Annotated in this window: 12 protein-coding genes and 1 pseudogene; 4 read left to right on the top strand and 9 right to left on the bottom strand. The window is 37.9% G+C overall.

Annotation, left to right across the window (positions count from 1 at the left end; translation table 11 throughout):
• The first annotated feature begins 6 nt into the window (after nt 1–6).
• The 4 genes and pseudogenes from A9G42_RS03000 to A9G42_RS02985 all read left to right on the top strand — a co-directional run bounded on the left by A9G42_RS03000 (nt 7) and on the right by A9G42_RS02985 (nt 5,316).
• Nucleotides 7–1,112 (top strand): annotated as a pseudogene (locus A9G42_RS03000) (sterol desaturase family protein).
• The gene (locus A9G42_RS02995; RefSeq protein WP_065652605.1) at nt 1,102–2,226 is read left to right on the top strand and encodes a fatty acid desaturase family protein; all 1,125 of its coding nucleotides are present in this window, start codon (nt 1,102–1,104) and stop codon (nt 2,224–2,226) included. Before A9G42_RS03000 ends, A9G42_RS02995 begins: the two are co-directional and overlap by 11 nt.
• The gene (locus A9G42_RS02990) at nt 2,226–3,347 is read left to right on the top strand and encodes a fatty acid desaturase family protein (protein ID WP_065582084.1); all 1,122 of its coding nucleotides are present in this window, start codon (nt 2,226–2,228) and stop codon (nt 3,345–3,347) included. Before A9G42_RS02995 ends, A9G42_RS02990 begins: the two co-directional genes overlap by 1 nt.
• A gap of 391 nt (nt 3,348–3,738) precedes the next feature.
• Nucleotides 3,739–5,316, top strand: coding sequence for a hypothetical protein (locus tag A9G42_RS02985; protein ID WP_065652604.1), 1,578 nt, complete (start codon nt 3,739–3,741; stop codon nt 5,314–5,316).
• Between the two features lie 679 nt (nt 5,317–5,995).
• Here the strand turns inward: A9G42_RS02985 and tuf are convergent.
• The 9 genes from tuf to parC all read right to left on the bottom strand — a co-directional run bounded on the left by tuf (nt 5,996) and on the right by parC (nt 18,475).
• Nucleotides 5,996–7,180, bottom strand: a complete 1,185-nt coding sequence (tuf, locus tag A9G42_RS02980) for an elongation factor Tu (protein ID WP_065582082.1) — start codon at nt 7,178–7,180, stop codon at nt 5,996–5,998.
• Between the two features lie 70 nt (nt 7,181–7,250).
• On the bottom strand, nt 7,251–9,353 hold the full coding sequence (gene fusA, locus A9G42_RS02975; protein WP_065566565.1) for an elongation factor G: 2,103 nt from the start codon (nt 9,351–9,353) through the stop codon (nt 7,251–7,253).
• A gap of 108 nt (nt 9,354–9,461) precedes the next feature.
• Nucleotides 9,462–9,932, bottom strand: coding sequence for a 30S ribosomal protein S7 (rpsG, locus tag A9G42_RS02970; RefSeq protein ID WP_034915550.1), 471 nt, complete (start codon nt 9,930–9,932; stop codon nt 9,462–9,464).
• 100 nt (nt 9,933–10,032) lie between these two features.
• Complete coding sequence (rpsL, locus tag A9G42_RS02965; protein ID WP_034883792.1) at nt 10,033–10,407, bottom strand: 30S ribosomal protein S12; 375 nt, start codon at nt 10,405–10,407, stop codon at nt 10,033–10,035.
• A 310-nt stretch (nt 10,408–10,717) separates the two neighbouring features.
• Complete coding sequence (locus A9G42_RS02960) at nt 10,718–12,028, bottom strand: NCS2 family permease (protein WP_065652603.1); 1,311 nt, start codon at nt 12,026–12,028, stop codon at nt 10,718–10,720.
• A 179-nt stretch (nt 12,029–12,207) separates the two neighbouring features.
• Complete coding sequence (locus A9G42_RS02955) at nt 12,208–13,782, bottom strand: TerC family protein (RefSeq protein WP_065582218.1); 1,575 nt, start codon at nt 13,780–13,782, stop codon at nt 12,208–12,210.
• A gap of 141 nt (nt 13,783–13,923) precedes the next feature.
• Complete coding sequence (locus A9G42_RS02950; RefSeq protein WP_065652691.1) at nt 13,924–15,369, bottom strand: TrkH family potassium uptake protein; 1,446 nt, start codon at nt 15,367–15,369, stop codon at nt 13,924–13,926.
• Nucleotides 15,370–15,383: 14 nt separating this feature from the next.
• On the bottom strand, nt 15,384–16,247 hold the full coding sequence (djlA, locus tag A9G42_RS02945) for a co-chaperone DjlA (protein WP_065652602.1): 864 nt from the start codon (nt 16,245–16,247) through the stop codon (nt 15,384–15,386).
• Complete coding sequence (gene parC, locus A9G42_RS02940) at nt 16,247–18,475, bottom strand: DNA topoisomerase IV subunit A (RefSeq protein WP_065652601.1); 2,229 nt, start codon at nt 18,473–18,475, stop codon at nt 16,247–16,249. Before parC ends, djlA begins: the two co-directional genes overlap by 1 nt.
• Nucleotides 18,476–18,479: the final 4 nt, after the last annotated feature.

Genomic DNA, 18,479 nt, shown 5'->3' with positions numbered 1-18,479 from the left:
CTTATTATGTTGGATTTAGTTTTACCTTTTGTGATAATGTTAATCTTGATTGTTGCAGAAGCTTTCGTTTTACAATATATAAAAAAAGTAACCGTTAACTGGTCTGATATTATTTTTAATTTAAACTCAGGGCATTTAATGCTTTGGTTGTTTCGTGGGCTTGAATTAGTCTGCTACCATTTTTTTATACGCATTTTAGTTTTAATCTGTTTATCCATGTGCCGATCATTTTAACTTGGATATTTACCTTATTGGCTTGGGATTTTGGTTTTTATTGGGAACACCGTTTACATCATAAAATACCACTATTGTGGGCAATTCACATGGTGCATCATCAAGGCGAACATTTTAATTTATCTTTAGCTATCCGTAATTCGTGGTATTCATCGCTTACTTCAATCCCATTTTTTGCCTTATTGGCTATTGCAGGTGTTCCAACACCAATTTTTATTGCCGTGTCGATCTTTCATTATTCGATTCAATTTTTTAATCACAATGCTGTTACCCCACAATTAGGTATATTAGAAAAGATTTTGGTTACTCCAACGCATCATAAAGTCCATCATCTTAAAGACTATTATTATGCTAATCATAATTTTTCAGGGTCATTTATATTCTGGGATAAGTTTTTCGGTACGTTTGAAACAACGCCTGTCGATAAAACGATTACCTATGGTAGCCATGGCATTATGTCACAAAACCCTTTTTGGGCTAGCATGTTACCTTTTATGGCATTATTCAACATTCCTTATTCCCCTAGTTTATCCCGTTATCGCTTACCGCATGGTTTATTAGTGAGTGGTGGCTTATTTCTATTTGGCTTGGTATTAAGCTACGTCTATGATTATGGCTACGGTTACCATAATGTTACCATGACGCAGTATCTATTATTTGGCTGTTTGGTATTGGGTAGTATTGCCTTAGGAGGCATGGCGGAAGGCAAACATTGGGGAATAGTTAGTTGGTTTGTCTTGTGCTGGTTAATCCCTCTATTTTTTGCCATCTTTTGGCAATGGCCACCATTTTACTGGCTATTATTTGCAGGCTTGATGACAATACATGGCTCAATCACTTATGTTATGTGGCTTATAGGAAAATATCATGCCAACTAAACCATCACCTAAGTTGCACTACACCAATAATGATGAACCATTTCATCAAGAATTAATGGCAGAAGCTGAAGCTTATTTGGCTCAAAAAGGCGATCATCGTTTTGCTAATAGCTCATTATTGTTTAAGAATTTCTTATTATTATTCCTTTGTGCTGTATGTTATTTCTTCAGCTTACATCAAGTGACTATCGGGTTATTTGCGCTTTATTATTTTGGTTTTGTTATGTCAGTCATGCTAGCCAATATTAATGCACAACATGATGCTTGCCATAATGTTTTTTTTCGAACTCGACTAGCAAATCACATTTTTGGGCGATTGGTGACATTACCTTTGGGTATTGATCCACATTATTGGCAAGTTAGGCATGTTGATTATCATCATATTTATCCTAATATCGACAAATACGATCTTGATATGGAAGAGAATGGTGTCTTTCGCCAATCGCCATTTCAAAAATGGTACCCACACATGCGATTTCAGTCGTTTTATTGGCCTTTTATTGCTGGGTTATCATTACCTTATATTGCATGGGTATTTGATTGGTCTGATCAATTAGGTAAAACTGCGCTAGCATCAGACAAAAAAAACTTAACCAGTCTAACAGGATGGGGGGTATTTTTAGGTAGCAAAATTTTGCATTTCATCATAGCCCTAATGCTACCGATACTTATTTTATCTTCGGCGGATATTAGCTGGTATGGTGTAATATCGGTTTATCTTATCACACAAATGCTTTCATCTTTAATTGTTGTATGCTTACTCTTAGGGACACATTGGGTCGATCCAGCATTTTATACAGCACCCAAAGATGGCAAAATAGAGCATGGTTGGTATTACCAGCAATTTACTACCTGTTGTGACTGGTACCCATCCCCCAAAATATTTAACGAATTATTAGGTGGGGTAAATTTACATCTTACTCATCATCTGTTTCCTGGGTGGAGCCATCGCCACTATCCAGCATTAATGCTAATTGTTGAACGATTAGCACAAAAGTATCAATTACCTTATCGCAGGTTAGGCTATCTTGAGTTACTCACTCAACAGCAACAATTTATCCGTAAAATGGCACAAAATCCGAATAAACAAACTTCCTATTCAGAGTCAGACTAATGCAAAAGCCACAATCACAGCCGCAACCACAATCACAACATCCCACACTACGGTTTAGTAATGAGCAAGATATATTATTGCGAGAAGCATTAAATACGGCAGCAAAAGATTATTTACTTTCCCAAAATGATCATCGTTATGCAAATAGTGGCATGTATTTAAAGTTAGGTTTACTCTTAGTTCTGTGTATAGGATTTTACTGTTGCGCGCTTTTTCAACAATCAGCATATCTATTCTCTCTTTGCTATTTTATGTTTAGTTCGCTCGCCCTACTATTAGCGGTTAATGTGGTGCATGACGCATCACATAATGTATTTTTTAAATCAAGCAACGCAAATACTTGGCTTAATCGACTAATTACCATTCCACTTGGGATTGATCCAGAATGCTGGCGTATTCGTCATGTTGTGCAGCATCATCCTTTTACTAATATTGAACATTATGATCTAGATATTGAGTATAATGGCGTGCTTAGGCAAACACCTTTCCAAGTGCACCATTGGTTTATGCGTTATCAGCATTATTACTGGCCATTAGTGGCAGGAATGACCTTTCCTGCAATTATTTGGTGGTTTGATTGGCAAGATCGGTTAGGCTTAAATTTTAATAAAAACAAATTTACCCATCATGGCATAGTTGGTTGGTTTGCCTTTTTGGTTATTAAGGCTTTACATGTTAGTTTGGCTATTGTTATTCCAATATATATTTGTCCTCAATTTAGTTTATGGTTTATTCTCATTGTCTATGGTTTAAGTCAATTTTTTGCTTCACTGATTTTTGTCATACTGATTCTTGGCACCCACTGGGCAAAAGCGACTTTTTATCAAGCGCCCGAACTTGGTCTTATGCCACATGGTTCGATACAACATGTATTTAATACTACGCTTAATTGGCGATTAAAGTTTCCCATTTTAGAATATTGGTTAGGTGGATTAAATTTACATCTAACTCACCATATATATCCTGGTTTCAGCCATCGTCACTATCAACACCTGACGAAAATTATTCAACAAATTGCCAAGCAACATCAGATTGATTATCACGAAATTACTTTGTATGAACTATTTGTACAACAGCAAGTCTTTTTAAAAAAAATGGGAAAAGCACAGCGGATGGATTGATTGTAACTTTACATAAACATTTGATTTTATTATTAAAATGCCAAAATAAAAACTTCAATAAAATCAATGGGTTTTCTGACTGATTTTTAAACGGAAAATAAACTTATTTTGTAAATTATGTTGTTTTAGGTGTTTTAGCATTTGTTGTTATCAATAACTTTTTTTAACAGCAAAATTTAAAATACTCAAAATACAGCTATTTTAACCTATCCTAATACTAGAAAAATCACGAAAATACAAAAGAACAAATCGGCTTCTTTTTTCTATTTTTTTACAAAAAAGCACCCAAAGCACTAGCCAAGATTTTTTTTTGCAGTTATACTCTTATCGATTAAAAAGTTCATCAAGTGAGCAGATGATTATAAAAAAGTTAAAGAAAACAAAAAGTTAATTGACTGGTGGTACAAAATGCAGTATCATCTTTGGCATCAGGCATCAGGCATCAGGCATCAGGCATCAGGCATCAGGCATCAGGCATCAGGCATGTCAGTTTTATGTCTTAAATCTCTCAAATAACAACAAAATCCGAGTTTTTAAACCTAACTCATTTGGGTTACCAAACCTTACGACTAAAGCGACGTCGTTTTTCACAAGCTTAAAGCCTAAGCTAACTAAAAAAATAACATTGGTTTTATTTTCACAATTGGCAATTTCTAGCTATGCTCATTCGGCACTTAGTGCGACCACAACTCATGTTATTATAGGCAATGCGCCTGAGGTTATCGCGTTATCCAGTGCAGATAAGCAAGGTTTTACGGTGAATGGTATTTTTTATAGTGAAGCCAGTGGTAATATAAAAGCGAGTGAAATTAAAGAGTTTGACGGCAATTTAACGTTTAATGATTTTACTATTTCAAAATATGATTCCAAGAATTTGGATAAAGTGAAAAATTACCGTGATATTGATGGCGATAATGCCGATCCGAGCGTTCCGTTTAAATTAGAAACGACCTATTATTGGTGGTATGACAATACAGGAAAACGGATAGAGGGTGATGATAAGAAAAAAATCATAGGTTGTGGCAGTGGTTATGCAATGCCATTAAAACTCATCATTAAAACTAATGTCAAAACGTATTCAGCGTATGGGATCCCAAAAGAAAGTGAACCTATTGCTCTAGCCAAAACGTATCAGATAGCGCCCATATCACAAATTTGTTATGCAAAACCAAATTCCACAATTGTTCACCCAGAATATCAATGGATTGGAATGGATTTAGCAACTGGCGCCTATTATTTTAATCGGCCCGAATATTCCAGTAGACATCCACTTGTGGGTGGTGGTTATACTCAGGATTATGTACCAAATTATGGTTTTAAAGCAAAACCTACAGTTTCATTAAGCACTTTCCCAACAACAGGGTTTCCAGGTGCAAAATTTCAGTTAGTTATGACGGGGGCTCAAACCGACTATCGTTACCAAGTGGTGAGTAATTCAGGTGGAGCCGTTTCTATTGATCAAGATGGTATAGTAAAACTGAATAATAAGCCTTCGGGGCGTGTTACAGTAAGAGCGATCTTAAAAAGAGATACATCAGTCATTCATGATTATCATTTTAGTCCAACTTCTATTTGGGGGGTGCCACAAAATTTTAGCGGAGAATTTGAGGCTGTGAAACAACACTGTGGAGGATTACAAAATATGTTGAGTCGTGCTCAATTAACTAATTCTCCTCGATATGATGGTGATACCGCAAAATTAGGTTTTGATGAACTTACTCGTTCTAATAGTTATACCCGAGCAATAGGTGATTCAATTTTTAGTGAGTGGGGATGGACGACAAAATCATCTTATCCTGATTCAGAATGGCAAGAATATTATGCACCGCCTAATTTTACCTCTAGATACTGGACCTCTGATTCACAGGTAGTTGACGGAAAGCTAATTTCCCATGTTGTACATAATCATGATGGTTTTATTGCTATGCTTGAGGATTATTGGAAAGGTTATGCCGTTTGTAAAGAATAAAAGCATTTTGAATGTGATATAAATAAAATGATATGTAGAATGTTTCGCTAACAGTGAAAGTGAAAGAAAAGCTAAAATTCCAACGCAATTATGGCGGTGTGCTGTTGTTCCATGAAGAGTTTTTTTGCACGCTAATAATCAATCAACATATATTTTAACGTAAATACTTAGGCACAAATAAAAACTAAAATTTTATGATGCTAAGGAGGCGCTAAAAATAGGTAGATTTTGGTGTATGCATTTCTTTATGCGAGTATAAGCAAGCGTTTGTTAGAAGAGTTGAAAAAACGGTTTGGGCTATTAGCTTGTTGGCAATTTTAACTTAATAATTTATGAAAAATAGTTATATCGACATACCACGAAGGATGCTTAGCGAACGCAGTGGAAAAATGAGGTAATGAGCTTGTTGGTAGCGCACGATCATTCGAAGTTAATAAAGAATACTAGAAAAGCAACTAATGTTTATTTATGATTGATTATAAATATAGCTAATCTTGGTAATAGGGGATCTTTTCGAAAAGAACTGATTTTGGCTTTATCGGAAGTTGAAACAATAGGTTACATCGGGCTTGATATTTTTTTATAAAATAAATAGCGGTTATCCAAAAAGTGCACACTGTGCACTTTTTGATTGATGGTAAAGAGTAACAGTTGGTTACTCTTTATAGTAGCAGGCAGATTACTTAATAACTTTAGCAACCACACCAGCACCAACAGTACGACCACCTTCACGAATCGCAAAACGTAAACCTTCAGCCATCGCGATAGGGTGAATTAATGATACTGTCATTTTGATGTTATCACCAGGCATTACCATTTCTACGCCTTCTGGTAATTCAATCGTACCCGTTACGTCAGTTGTACGGAAGTAGAACTGTGGACGGTAACCTTTGAAGAATGGCGTATGACGACCACCTTCATCTTTACTTAAGATATACACTTCTGATTCAAAATCAGTATGTGGAGTGATTGAACCTGGTTTTGCAAGTACTTGACCACGTTCGATTTCTTCACGTTTTGTACCACGTAGTAATACACCAACGTTTTCACCCGCACGACCTTCGTCAAGTAATTTACGGAACATTTCAACACCAGTACAAGTGGTTTTAGTTGTTGGTTTGATACCCACGATTTCAACTTCTTCACCCACTTTGATTACACCGCGTTCAACACGACCAGTTACTACTGTACCACGACCTGAAATTGAGAATACGTCTTCAATTGGTAATAGGAATGGTTTATCAATATCACGCTCTGGCTCTGGAATATAGCTGTCTAATGCTTCAGCTAATTCAACAATTTTGTCTTCCCATGCTGCTTCGCCTTCTAATGCTTTAAGCGCTGAACCACGGATTACTGGTGTGTCATCACCTGGGAAATCGTATTGAGATAGAAGTTCACGGACTTCCATTTCAACTAATTCTAATAACTCTTCGTCATCAACCATATCACATTTGTTTAAAAATACGATGATGTAAGGAACACCTACTTGACGACCTAAAAGGATGTGCTCACGAGTTTGTGGCATAGGACCATCAGTTGCCGCTACGACTAAGATAGCACCATCCATTTGTGCCGCACCAGTGATCATGTTTTTAACATAGTCAGCATGGCCTGGGCAGTCTACGTGCGCATAGTGGCGAGTTGGTGTATCGTATTCAACGTGTGAAGTATTGATGGTGATACCACGTGCTTTTTCTTCTGGTGCGTTATCGATTTGATCGAATGCACGAGCTTGACCGCCGTATTTTTTAGCAAGAACAGAAGTAATTGCTGCAGTTAAAGTTGTTTTACCATGGTCAACGTGGCCGATTGTACCAACGTTAACGTGGGGTTTTGTACGTTCAAATTTTTCTTTAGACATCTTAATGTTCCTTTATTAAATCACTTCCCTTATGTTATTAAGGGAAGCGTTACTTTATTTAGATAAATAATTATTTCGCTTTACGAGCTTCAATAATTGCTGTTGCAATATTTGTTGGTGCTTCATTGTACTTCAAGAACTCCATAGAGTAAGAAGCACGACCTTGTGTTTGTGAACGTAGGTCTGTTGCATAACCAAACATTTCTGAAAGTGGAACTTGTGCTTTTACTGTTTTACCAGTTGCAGTATCTTCCATGCCTTCGATCATACCGCGACGACGGTTTAAGTCACCGATAACATCACCCATATAATCTTCAGGAGTTTCAACTTCTACTTTCATAATCGGTTCTAAAAGCACTGGTTTTGCTTTCATAAAGCCGTCTTTAAATGCCATTGAACCAGCAATTTTAAATGCCATTTCTGATGAGTCGACATCATGGTAAGAACCATCAAAGATAGTGACTTCAACATCAACAATTGGGTAACCAGCAAGAACACCGTTTTTCATTTGTTCTTGACAGCCTTTATCAACTGCGGGGATGTATTCTTTAGGAACCACACCACCAACAATTTCGTTGTTGAATTTGTAGCCTTCGCCGCCTGCTTCTAATGGCTTGATTTTTAACCATACATGACCATATTGACCACGACCACCAGATTGGCGAACAAATTTACCTTCTTGTTCTACTTCATTGCGAATTGTTTCACGGTAAGCAACTTGTGGTTTACCAACATTTGCTTCCACTTTAAATTCACGTTTCATACGGTCAACGATGATTTCTAAGTGAAGCTCACCCATACCAGAAATAATAGTTTGACCTGATTCTTCGTCAGTGTGAACACGGAATGAAGGATCTTCTTGCGCTAATCGACCTAAAGCAAGTCCCATTTTTTCTTGGTCAGCTTTTGTTTTTGGTTCAACAGCAACCGAGATTACTGGCTCTGGGAACTCCATTCTTTCAAGAATGATTGGTGCGCTTTCAGCACAAAGTGTATCACCAGTAGTCACATCTTTAAGACCGATAGCCGCTGCAATGTCACCTGCGCGAACTTCTTTGATTTCTTCACGTTTGTTAGCGTGCATCTGAACGATACGACCAAAACGTTCTTTTTTATCTTTAACTGAGTTAAGAACGGTATCACCAGAGTTAACAACGCCTGAGTACACACGGAAGAATGTTAAGTTACCAACAAATGGGTCAGTTGCAATTTTGAATGCTAATGATGAGAATGGTTCATCATCACTTGAATGACGTTCCGCTGCTTCACCATTTTGTAATTCACCTTTGATTGCTGGTACATCGGTTGGTGCTGGTAGATATTCAATAACGGCATCAAGCATAAATTGAACACCTTTATTTTTAAAGGCACTACCACAAGTTACTAAGATGATTTCGTTAGCAAGCACGCGCTCACGTAGTGCTGCTTTGACTTCTTCTTCAGTTAACTCTTCACCACCAAGGTATTTTTCCATTAACTCTTCACTTGCTTCAGCAGCAGTTTCTATTAAGAATGAGCGCCATTCTTCAACTTGCTCAACCATATCTGCTGGTACATCTTCGTAAGTGAATGTTACGCCTTGGTCGGCATCATTCCAGTTGATTGCTTTACGTTTAAGTAAATCAACCACACCAGTAAATGCTTCTTCTGCACCGATTGGTAAAACTAAAGGAACAGGAACGGCGGCTAAACGGGTTTTGATTTGATCAACAACACGTAAGAAATTAGCACCCATACGGTCCATTTTGTTTACAAATGCGATACGTGGAACTTTATATTTATTTGCTTGGCGCCATACTGTTTCTGATTGTGGTTGAACACCGCCTACAGCACAATAAACCATAACTGCACCATCAAGTACACGCATAGAACGCTCAACTTCGATTGTGAAGTCAACGTGTCCCGGGGTGTCGATAATGTTGATGCGGTGTGGTTCAAATTGTTGACCCATACCAGACCAGAATGCAGTTGTTGCTGCAGATGTGATAGTAATACCACGTTCTTGTTCTTGTTCCATCCAGTCCATGGTCGCTGCGCCATCATGAACTTCACCAATTTTGTGACTTACGCCAGTGTAAAACAAAATACGTTCAGTTGTTGTTGTTTTACCTGCGTCAATATGCGCACTGATACCAATATTACGGTAACGTGCTATGGGGGTTGTACGAGCCATATTAATCCTCTATTTAGAATCGTTTGCTTAACAAAATATCATTTAAGTAGACTGAAAGCAGATAAGGACAATCAGTCTTAATTCAAGTTATTTGTGTAAATAACTTGATTACCAACGATAGTGTGCAAACGCTCTATTAGCTTCAGCCATACGATGAACATCTTCGCGTTTTTTCACAGCGGTACCTTTGTTTTCAAAAGCATCCATAAGTTCATTCGCAAGGCGTAGAGCCATTGATTTATCGCCACGTTTACGTGCAGCATCTACAATCCAACGCATTGCAAGTGCATTACGACGAACAGGGCGCACTTCAACAGGAACTTGGTATGTAGAACCACCAACGCGACGAGACTTAACTTCTACAGTTGGTCTTACGTTATCTAATGCAACTTCGAAAGCTGCTAAGTGGTCTTTTCCACTACGCTCAGCTAATTTATCAAGAGCCGAATATACGATTGATTCTGCGATAGATTTTTTACCATCTATCATTAAAATATTTACAAATTTCGCCAGTAACTCTGAACCGAACTTCGGATCAGGAAGAATTTTTCTTTGACCGACAACATGACGACGTGGCATTGGAATACTCCGTTTATATGTTATAAATTTTTCAGGTTTACCCAAAACTCAAATGAGTTAAATGGAATTATATAGTTTGGCCTTACTTAACGGAGTTCCATTAAGCTTTAGGTCGTTTAACACCGTATTTAGAACGGCTTTGTTTGCGATCTTTAACACCTGCGCAGTCTAATGCACCGCGAACAGTGTGGTAACGCACACCTGGTAAGTCTTTAACACGACCACCACGGATTAAAATTACACTGTGCTCTTGTAAGTTGTGACCTTCACCACCGATATAAGAAGTTACTTCAAAACCGTTAGTTAAACGTACACGACACACTTTACGTAATGCTGAGTTTGGTTTTTTCGGTGTAGTTGTGTAAACACGAGTACAAACACCGCGTTTTTGCGGGCATGCTTCAAGGGCAGGGACGTTACTTTTCGCTTCCTTTAGTGCTCTTGGTTTGCGTACCAGCTGATTAATTGTTGCCATTAATAAGCTCCTGATTAATTAAAATAAATTTAAAATTGCTTTTTAGATACGTAATTAATAACTGTAGACCAAAACCTATGTATATAAGTTTTGGGTCGCAAGATTCTAGACCCCAGGGGAAATAATGTCAAGTTTTTGCTAATATTAAGTGTTTGATCTAGAGTTTAATTCTTATTGAAGGTCATCATTTTTTTAATGAAAAGAGGGTAGGTTTTTATACTGATATTCATAAGCAAAAATAGATCAATATCTGTATTAGCCGTTTTGACAAATGCTTATTCCCCATTGCAAGTCACAATGGGGAGTTGTTTTAATGATGATCGATAAAGATAAATTTTAAAGCAAATAGTAACGCAAAAATAATTACGCAAAGATTGAGCTCTTTAAATTTACCTGTAAAGGTTTTTAGCACTACGTAAGAGATAAAGCCTAGTGCAACACCTTCTGTAATAGCAAAGGCAAAAGGCATCATGATTGCGGTGATAAATGCTGGTGTTGCCTCGGTTAAATCAGGCCACTTAACTTTAACCAAGCTTGAAACCATTAAAATGCCAACAAAGATAAGGGCGCCTGAAGTTGCATAACTTGGTACTAAATGGGCTAGTGGCGATAAAAAGGCCACGGCTAAGAATAATATACCGACTACCACAGCTGTTAAGCCTGTGCGACCACCGACTGAAATACCAGCCGAACTTTCGATATAGGTTAATACTGATGATGTACCAAATAATCCCCCTAAAGAAGAGCTAAAGCTATCAATTAATAGCGCTTGACGCATTTTAGGGAATCGGCCTTTTTCGTCGCTAATTCCGGCTTTATCGGTTAATGCTAAAATGGTGCCCGATGAGTCGAATAGGCTGACAATCATCACAGAAAAAATAACACCCATAATGCCGATATTAAGCGAACCTGCTAGATCAACATGACCAACAACGCTGGTCACACTTGGTGGCATAGATACAATACCTTGGTAACTGATATTAGGATCTAGCCATAGTGCCAGTAATGTCACAACTAAAATCGAAATTAATACCGCAGCATGAAAGTTGCGAGCCGCTAAAATAACAATGATGAAAAAACCTAGTGATCCTAATAGGACTTTAAGCGATAAGATATTCCCCATCGTTAAGAGTGTGGAAGGTGAAGCAACCACAATACCCATGTTTTGAAAGCCCATAAAAGCAATAAATAGTCCAATACCGGCACTAATACCTATACGTAAACATTGTGGAATATGTTCAATTAACCAGTGGCGGACTTTAAAGAGTGACAACATAAAAAAGATTAAAGAACCCCAAAATATGGCGCCCATACCAATTTGCCAAGAATAGCCCATTGCACCACACATGCCATAGGCAAAAAAGACGTTAAGCCCCATTGCTGGTGCAAGTGCTATTGGTAAGTTAGCAAATAGGCCCATTAAAATCGTCGCCAACGCAGTAATTACACAAGTTAGTACAAATACCGCAGATTTATCCATACCGGTTGCTGATAAAATGGATGGATTAACGAAGATGATATACACCATAGTAAGAAAGGTTGTACATCCTGCAATTATTTCCGTACCGATAGTTGTTTTTTTTTCTTTCAATTGAAACAGTTTTTCGAATATTGAATTCATAAGTTAAGGCCTAATTGGATTGATAAGTAATCATAAATGTTGATAAACAGTGCTAGCTTTTTTACCAAAAAGTAAAAATAAAAAAGATGAGGAGTTATTGCTCCACATCTTCAGAGGTGTTGCCACATTATTATTGCCAGTTATTTATTTTGGTCAAGCGTTATTCTGGCTATACTGTATTACAATGCGCCAGAATCGAGTTTATTTAACGTAATTTTTACTTTCAGAATTCTGTGGCTTTCTATTTCGGCTACTTCAAATAGATAATCGCCAATTTGAATGGTTTCGCCAACATTGAGTAAATGCTGCGCTTTTTCCATTAACAGTCCTGCCAAGGTATGATATTCGCGCTTATCATCAATCGGTATTGGTACAAAACGAATGAGTTCCTCAACTGGAATATAACCATTCGCAATCCAGCTATTATCATCTAAGCATTGAATATCATGTTTAGCATCAATTTCCTCTTCTTCTGTTGGGAAATCGCCTGCAATGGTTTCAATAATGTCTGTCACCGAGACAACCCCTTGCATTGAACCAAATTCATCAACCACGAAAGCAAAATGGGTTTTAGCCTTTTTAAATTGTTCTAGTGCAACCAGTAACGATACCGTTTCTGGAAAGATTAAAGGTTGTTTGATAAGTGAGTGAATATCGATTGGTGCTTTACTTTGTAGCACATCTTTTAAAAGATCATTAACTTGGATAATGCCTAATGGTTCATCAATCGAGTCATTATCCGTGACTACTAAGCGTGAATGAGGATTATCAAAAATTTCTTTTATGATGACATCTCGATTATCATTGATATTAACCATATCAACATCAAGCCTAGATGTCATGATACTACTGACGGAACGTTGCGCTAGGCCAAGCACTCGCTCAACCATGCTCAGTTCTTGATGATTAAATACCGAGACTTTTTTATTGGCATCTGACACCACATCAATGGTGTGGGTATCGGGATCTTCTTCTGCATCACCTTTTAATAAGTGTAAAATTGCTTCGGCAGTGCGTTCACGTAATGGTTTTTTATTTAATGCTTTGCGGCGGTTAAAAATGGCTAATTGGTTGAAAAACTCAATCATAATTGAGAATCCAATTGCGGCATACAAATAACCTTTTGGAATCATAAAACCAAAACCTTCGGCAACTAGGCTAAAGCCAATCATTAATAAGAAGCTCAAGCAGAGAATGACAATCGTTGGGTGAGCGTTGACAAAATAAGCCAATGGTTTACTTGCCACCATCATAATGCCAATGGCGATGCAAACAGCAATAATCATCACAGGAATATGTTCAACCATTCCCACAGCGGTAATCACCGAATCAAGTGAGAACACCGCATCAAGTACGACTATTTGGGCTACAACAGTCCAAAAGTGAGAGGTTTTTTTCGGTTTTCCGTCTTCGTGTGACGCACCTTCAAGGCGCTCATTGAGCTCCATTGTGGCTTTAAATAGTAAAAATATCCCCCCGATTAACATAATCAGTTGGCGTGCATTAAAGTTGATTCCAGATATTGAAAATAATGGTGTAGTGAGTGTAACTAACCAACCCGTGAACATTAATAATAACACTCGGGTAATTAATGCAAAGGCAAGGCCTGTAATGCGGGCTTTGTCTCGTTGATGGGGTGGAAGTTTCTCGGCAAGAATGGCAATAAAAACAATGTTATCAATACCAAGGACGATTTCAAGTACAACCAGAGTGGATAAGCCAATCCAGATTGTAGGATCCATGATCCATTCCATATGTCAGGTGATTACCTCTAATAAATACAGCACATGCTGCCCAGTAATTCTGTCTGTAATTGGCTAAATAATCAATAAAATATTTGTAAATTTGTGTATTTTGTCAAAAATTTTCAGGAAAGCATGTGTTTTAGTATAAAATCAGCTTCGCCAAAACGTTGGGGTGAATAAAACTAATAAAGTAAATATTTCTAATCGGCCAAATAACATATCAACCACCATCACCCATTTAACGATATTACTGACGTTAGCAAAGTTATCACTGACACTACCGAGACCAACACCTAAGTTATTGAGTGATGAGGCCACAATATAAAAAGAGTCAGTGGCATCAATACTTGTTGCCATAATAATAAATAGGCTAACTAAAAACACTAAGGTATAGGCCGAAAAAAAGCCCCAAACTGCTTCGATAATTCGTTCTGGAACCACTCGATTATTTAATTTTAAAGTATAGATGGCATTGGGGTGAATTAAGCGTTTAAGTTCGCGGGATCCTTGCATAAATAAAAGTAGTACGCGAACCACTTTTAAACCACCACCTGTTGAACCTGCACAGCCACCAATAAATGATGCGCATAACAAAAAGATGGGTAATGATGATGGCCATGTATTGATATCATCCACAGTAAAACCAACGGTGGCAACTATCGATACAACTTGTAATACTATCTTATCTATACTGAGTTTTCGCTCTGATTGGTAAAAATAAATACCAAATGCACAGATTGCAATTAGCACAATGAGAATAAAGATGAACGTTCTAAATTCTTGATCTCGCCAGTAAACCTTAATAGAAAATCCGTTTAATGCGGCAAAATGTAGAGCAAAGTTACAACCTGATAAGATTAAAAACAGGGTGATAATGTAATTGATTGTAGCACTATTAAAATAAGCAAGGTTATTGTCATGCGTTGAAAATCCACCCATCGATATTGTTGAAAAGCTATGTGAAATGGCATCAAAGGCATTCATTCCAGCTGCCCATAAACAAACAGCACAAAGCGTGGTCAGTAAAATATAAATTGACCAAAGTGTTTTAGCCGTTTCGGCAATACGAGGGCGCATTTTGCTATCTTTTTGTGGACCGGGAATCTCTGCTCGGTAAAGTTGCATTCCCCCAACACCCAATAATGGTAAAATGGCGACAGCTAAAACGATAATCCCCATACCACCAAGCCATTGTAGTAATTGCCGATAAAAAAGCAGGGCTTTAGGTAGGTGATCTAATTTAACAATGGTTGTTGCGCCAGTTGTTGTTAGGCTTGAGAATGATTCAAAAAAGGCGTTAGTTAAATTTAAATTAATATGTGTGTCAAAAATAAACGGAAATGCGCCGATTGTACCTAACACCACCCAAAATAGTACGACGATAAAAAAGCCTTCACGCGTGCTCAGTTCATGGCGATGGTGGCGATTTGGTAGCCATAATAAACAGCCTAATATCAATGCGGCAAAAAACGATCGCACAAAGATTGCGCCAGCACCATCACGATAGATTAAAGCAACAAGTGCTGGTAGCAACATAAATACCGATAACAGGGCAATTAATAACCCGATAATTCGCAGGATTGAGCGCCAATGCATCATGATAAACGTCTCTATTTAAAACCACGAGACGTTTTGATAAGATCATAAGCGGCTTGGATTTCTTGCGCACGTTTTTTAGCTGCTTCTAGCATCTCTTTAGGTAAGCCCTTTGAAACTAATTTATCGGGATGATGTTCATTCATTAATTTTCGATAAGCCCTTTTGATTTCGGGAATTTCGGCGGTAGATTTAACGCCTAATATTTTGTAAGCATTTTGTAGATCTGATTGTGATGAGCGATTTTGGTAACCGCCATAGTTATTATTATTGCGTTGATATTGATCATATTGGTGCTGGCTACGTTGATTTTGTTGGTAGCTGTAATTATTTTGGTGGAAATGGTAACTGCCCATCATCATTTGGATATATAGTGCCATTTTTTGATGAGAAATATTTAATTCATCTGCCACTATCAACAGGATTTGTTGTTCTTTATCATCCAACACACCATCGACTAATGCTGCTTGAATCAACTGTTCACAAAAAATATTTAATACGTTGCGTCTAAAACGGTATTGAGTATAAAGCTCTTGAAGGCGTGATCGTAGCGGGTAATTACTGGCCTTGCCACGATTAAATGAGTCTTGGGCAAGTTTTCGGCTGCTACTATTAAGTTGTAGTCTATCCATAAATTGGCTTGCAAGATTTATATCATCTTGTGTGACAACGCCTTTCGCTTTACTTAAATGGCCTAGCACTTCAAAAACCACCGTTAAGTAAAGTTCTGGATTTGCTTTGGTTTTTTGTTCGGTCAATTTATTACAAAAAGTTTGGTAAAGCATTGGTCCAACAAATAGCCCTAGTATAAAGCCCCACCCCGTTTTTAATATAAGGCTTAATACAAAGCCGGTGATCATTGTCCAGATAAAAGACATTATTTGTTTACCTCAATTCGATCTATTTTTTGTAAACCCCGTGGTAAGGTGCTTCCTTTACGTGCGCGTTCTGCCCTAAATTTTTGTAAATCAACAGGGTTTAACGTAAGTTTGCGTTTACCGACATATAAGGTTATCGATGTTTCTGGTGTAATTAATAGTAGATAAGCAAGGCTATCATCAGCACCTGCAAGAGATACAATTTTATTCCCTTTGCCTTTAGCAAGTTCAGGTAGATCTTTTACAGGAAAGATGAGCATTCGCCCAGCTTGAGTAATAGATAGTAGTAAGCTATCTTCAGATGTAATTTCAATTGGTGCAAGTATTTTTGCCTCTTTCGGTAAATTGATAATCGCCTTACCATTACGATTACGAGCAACTAAATCACTAAATTTACAAATAAAGCCATACCCAGCGCTTGAAGCAAGTAACAATTTTTGATTATCCTCTTGGCTCATCACTATATGTTCAACCGTTGCGTTAGCGGGGAGCGCTAATTTTCCCGTTAATGGTTCACCTTGACTTCTAGCCGATGGTAATGTGTTTGGCTCGATAGCATAACTGCGACCAGTTGAATCGAAAAAGATAACGGGTTGATTGCTTTTACCTTTAGCGGCTGCTTTAAAATTATCACCTGCTTTATAGCTTAAACCAGCAGGATCGATATCGTGACCTTTTGCCGTTCTTACCCAGCCCATTTCGGATAAAATCACGGTAACAGGCTCTGATGGTGTTAATTCTTGCTCACTCATTGCTTTTGCTTCACTACGTTGAACCATGGGTGAGCGACGTTTGTCACCATATTTTTCGGCATCTTCTTGTAACTCTTTTTTAATCAGGTTACTCAGTTTTTTAGGCGAAGATAACAAGGCTTGCAAGTGATCGCGCTCTTTTGCAAGATCACTCTGTTCGCCTTTAATGCGCACTTCTTCAAGTTTGGCTAATTGGCGTAGTTTTAGTTCTAAAATTGCCTCGGCTTGAATGTCGGTTAAGGCAAAACGGTTAATCAGCTCTTTTTTAGGCTCATCTTCATGGCGAATAATTTCAATCACTTCGTCAATATTCAAAAATGCAATCAATAAACCATCAAGAATGTGCAGTCTTTTTAATATTTTATCTAAACGATAATTTAAGCGACGCGTAACAGTATTTTTACGATACTCTAGCCATTCAGTAAGAATCTCAATCAAGCCTTTGACTGACGGGCGGTTATCAAGCCCAATCATATTCATATTAACGCGGTAACTTTTTTCGAGATCGGTGGTTGCAAATAGATGATTCATCACTTGTTCTAAATCGACTCGATTTGAACGTGGCACAATCACTAAACGAGTTGGATTTTCGTGATCCGACTCATCGCGTAAATCTTCAATTAAAGGTAGCTTTTTAGCTCGCATTTGAGAAGCAATTTGTTCTAGGATTTTAGCGCCTGACACTTGATGAGGGAGATCTGTAATCACAATATCTCCATCCTCTTTTTTCCAAACCGCACGCATACGAATTGAGCCACGCCCTGTTTTATAGATTTTCGCGATATCATCAGGTGGCGTAATAATCTCAGCTTCGGTCGGAAAATCAGGCCCTTGTATGTGAGCCATTACTTCGCTTAAAGTTGCATTTGGATTGTCTGCCAGCATAATTGCCGCATTTGCCACCTCACGAATATTATGTGGAGGAATATCGGTTGCCATACCAACGGCAATACCCGTTGTACCATTTAATAAAATATTCGGTAGTCTGGCTGGCAACATTTTTGGCTCTTGTAAAGTACCATCAAAGTTTGGTGTATAATCAACCGTTCCTTGCCCTAACTCACCTAATAATAATTCAGCATATTTCGATAAGCGAGATTCGGTATAACGCATAGCGGCAAATGATTTAGGATCATCTGGCGCCCCCCAGTTACCTTGTCCATCAACTAATGGATAGCGATATGAAAATGGTTGTGCCATCAGTACCATAGCTTCATAACAGGCACTATCACCATGCGGATGATATTTACCAAGCACATCACCTACGGTACGTGCTGATTTTTTAAATTTTGCTTGAGCATTTAGACCTAGCTCTGACATGGCATAGACAATGCGTCGTTGCACGGGTTTAAGGCCGTCACCAATAAACGGTAGTGCGCGATCCATAATGACATACATTGAGTAGTTTAAATAGGCGCTTTCGGTAAAGGTACGTAGCGACTGGACTTCTACTCCGTCATGAGTTATCTCACTCATTATT

The organism is Gilliamella sp. Nev6-6, assembly GCF_001690605.1.
GTDB classification, from domain to species: Bacteria; Pseudomonadota; Gammaproteobacteria; order Enterobacterales; family Orbaceae; genus Gilliamella; species Gilliamella apicola_C.
The sequence above is the reverse complement of the archived record's forward strand: the minus strand, read 5'-3'. Positions and strand labels throughout refer to the sequence as shown.

What these genes read in the sequence shown, in the direction of transcription:
- A9G42_RS02995 (WP_065652605.1), top strand. Translation starts at nt 1,102, where the DNA reads ATGCCAACTAAACCATCACCTAAGTTGCACTACACCAATAATGATGAA.
- A9G42_RS02990 (WP_065582084.1), top strand. Translation starts at nt 2,226, where the DNA reads ATGCAAAAGCCACAATCACAGCCGCAACCACAATCACAACATCCCACA.
- tuf (WP_065582082.1), bottom strand. Translation starts at nt 7,180, where the DNA reads ATGTCTAAAGAAAAATTTGAACGTACAAAACCCCACGTTAACGTTGGT.
- fusA (WP_065566565.1), bottom strand. Translation starts at nt 9,353, where the DNA reads ATGGCTCGTACAACCCCCATAGCACGTTACCGTAATATTGGTATCAGT.
- rpsG (WP_034915550.1), bottom strand. Translation starts at nt 9,932, where the DNA reads ATGCCACGTCGTCATGTTGTCGGTCAAAGAAAAATTCTTCCTGATCCG.
- rpsL (WP_034883792.1), bottom strand. Translation starts at nt 10,407, where the DNA reads ATGGCAACAATTAATCAGCTGGTACGCAAACCAAGAGCACTAAAGGAA.
- A9G42_RS02960 (WP_065652603.1), bottom strand. Translation starts at nt 12,028, where the DNA reads ATGAATTCAATATTCGAAAAACTGTTTCAATTGAAAGAAAAAAAAACA.
- A9G42_RS02955 (WP_065582218.1), bottom strand. Translation starts at nt 13,782, where the DNA reads ATGGAATGGATCATGGATCCTACAATCTGGATTGGCTTATCCACTCTG.
- A9G42_RS02950 (WP_065652691.1), bottom strand. Translation starts at nt 15,369, where the DNA reads ATGCATTGGCGCTCAATCCTGCGAATTATCGGGTTATTAATTGCCCTG.
- djlA (WP_065652602.1), bottom strand. Translation starts at nt 16,247, where the DNA reads ATGTCTTTTATCTGGACAATGATCACCGGCTTTGTATTAAGCCTTATA.
- parC (WP_065652601.1), bottom strand. Translation starts at nt 18,475, where the DNA reads ATGAGTGAGATAACTCATGACGGAGTAGAAGTCCAGTCGCTACGTACC.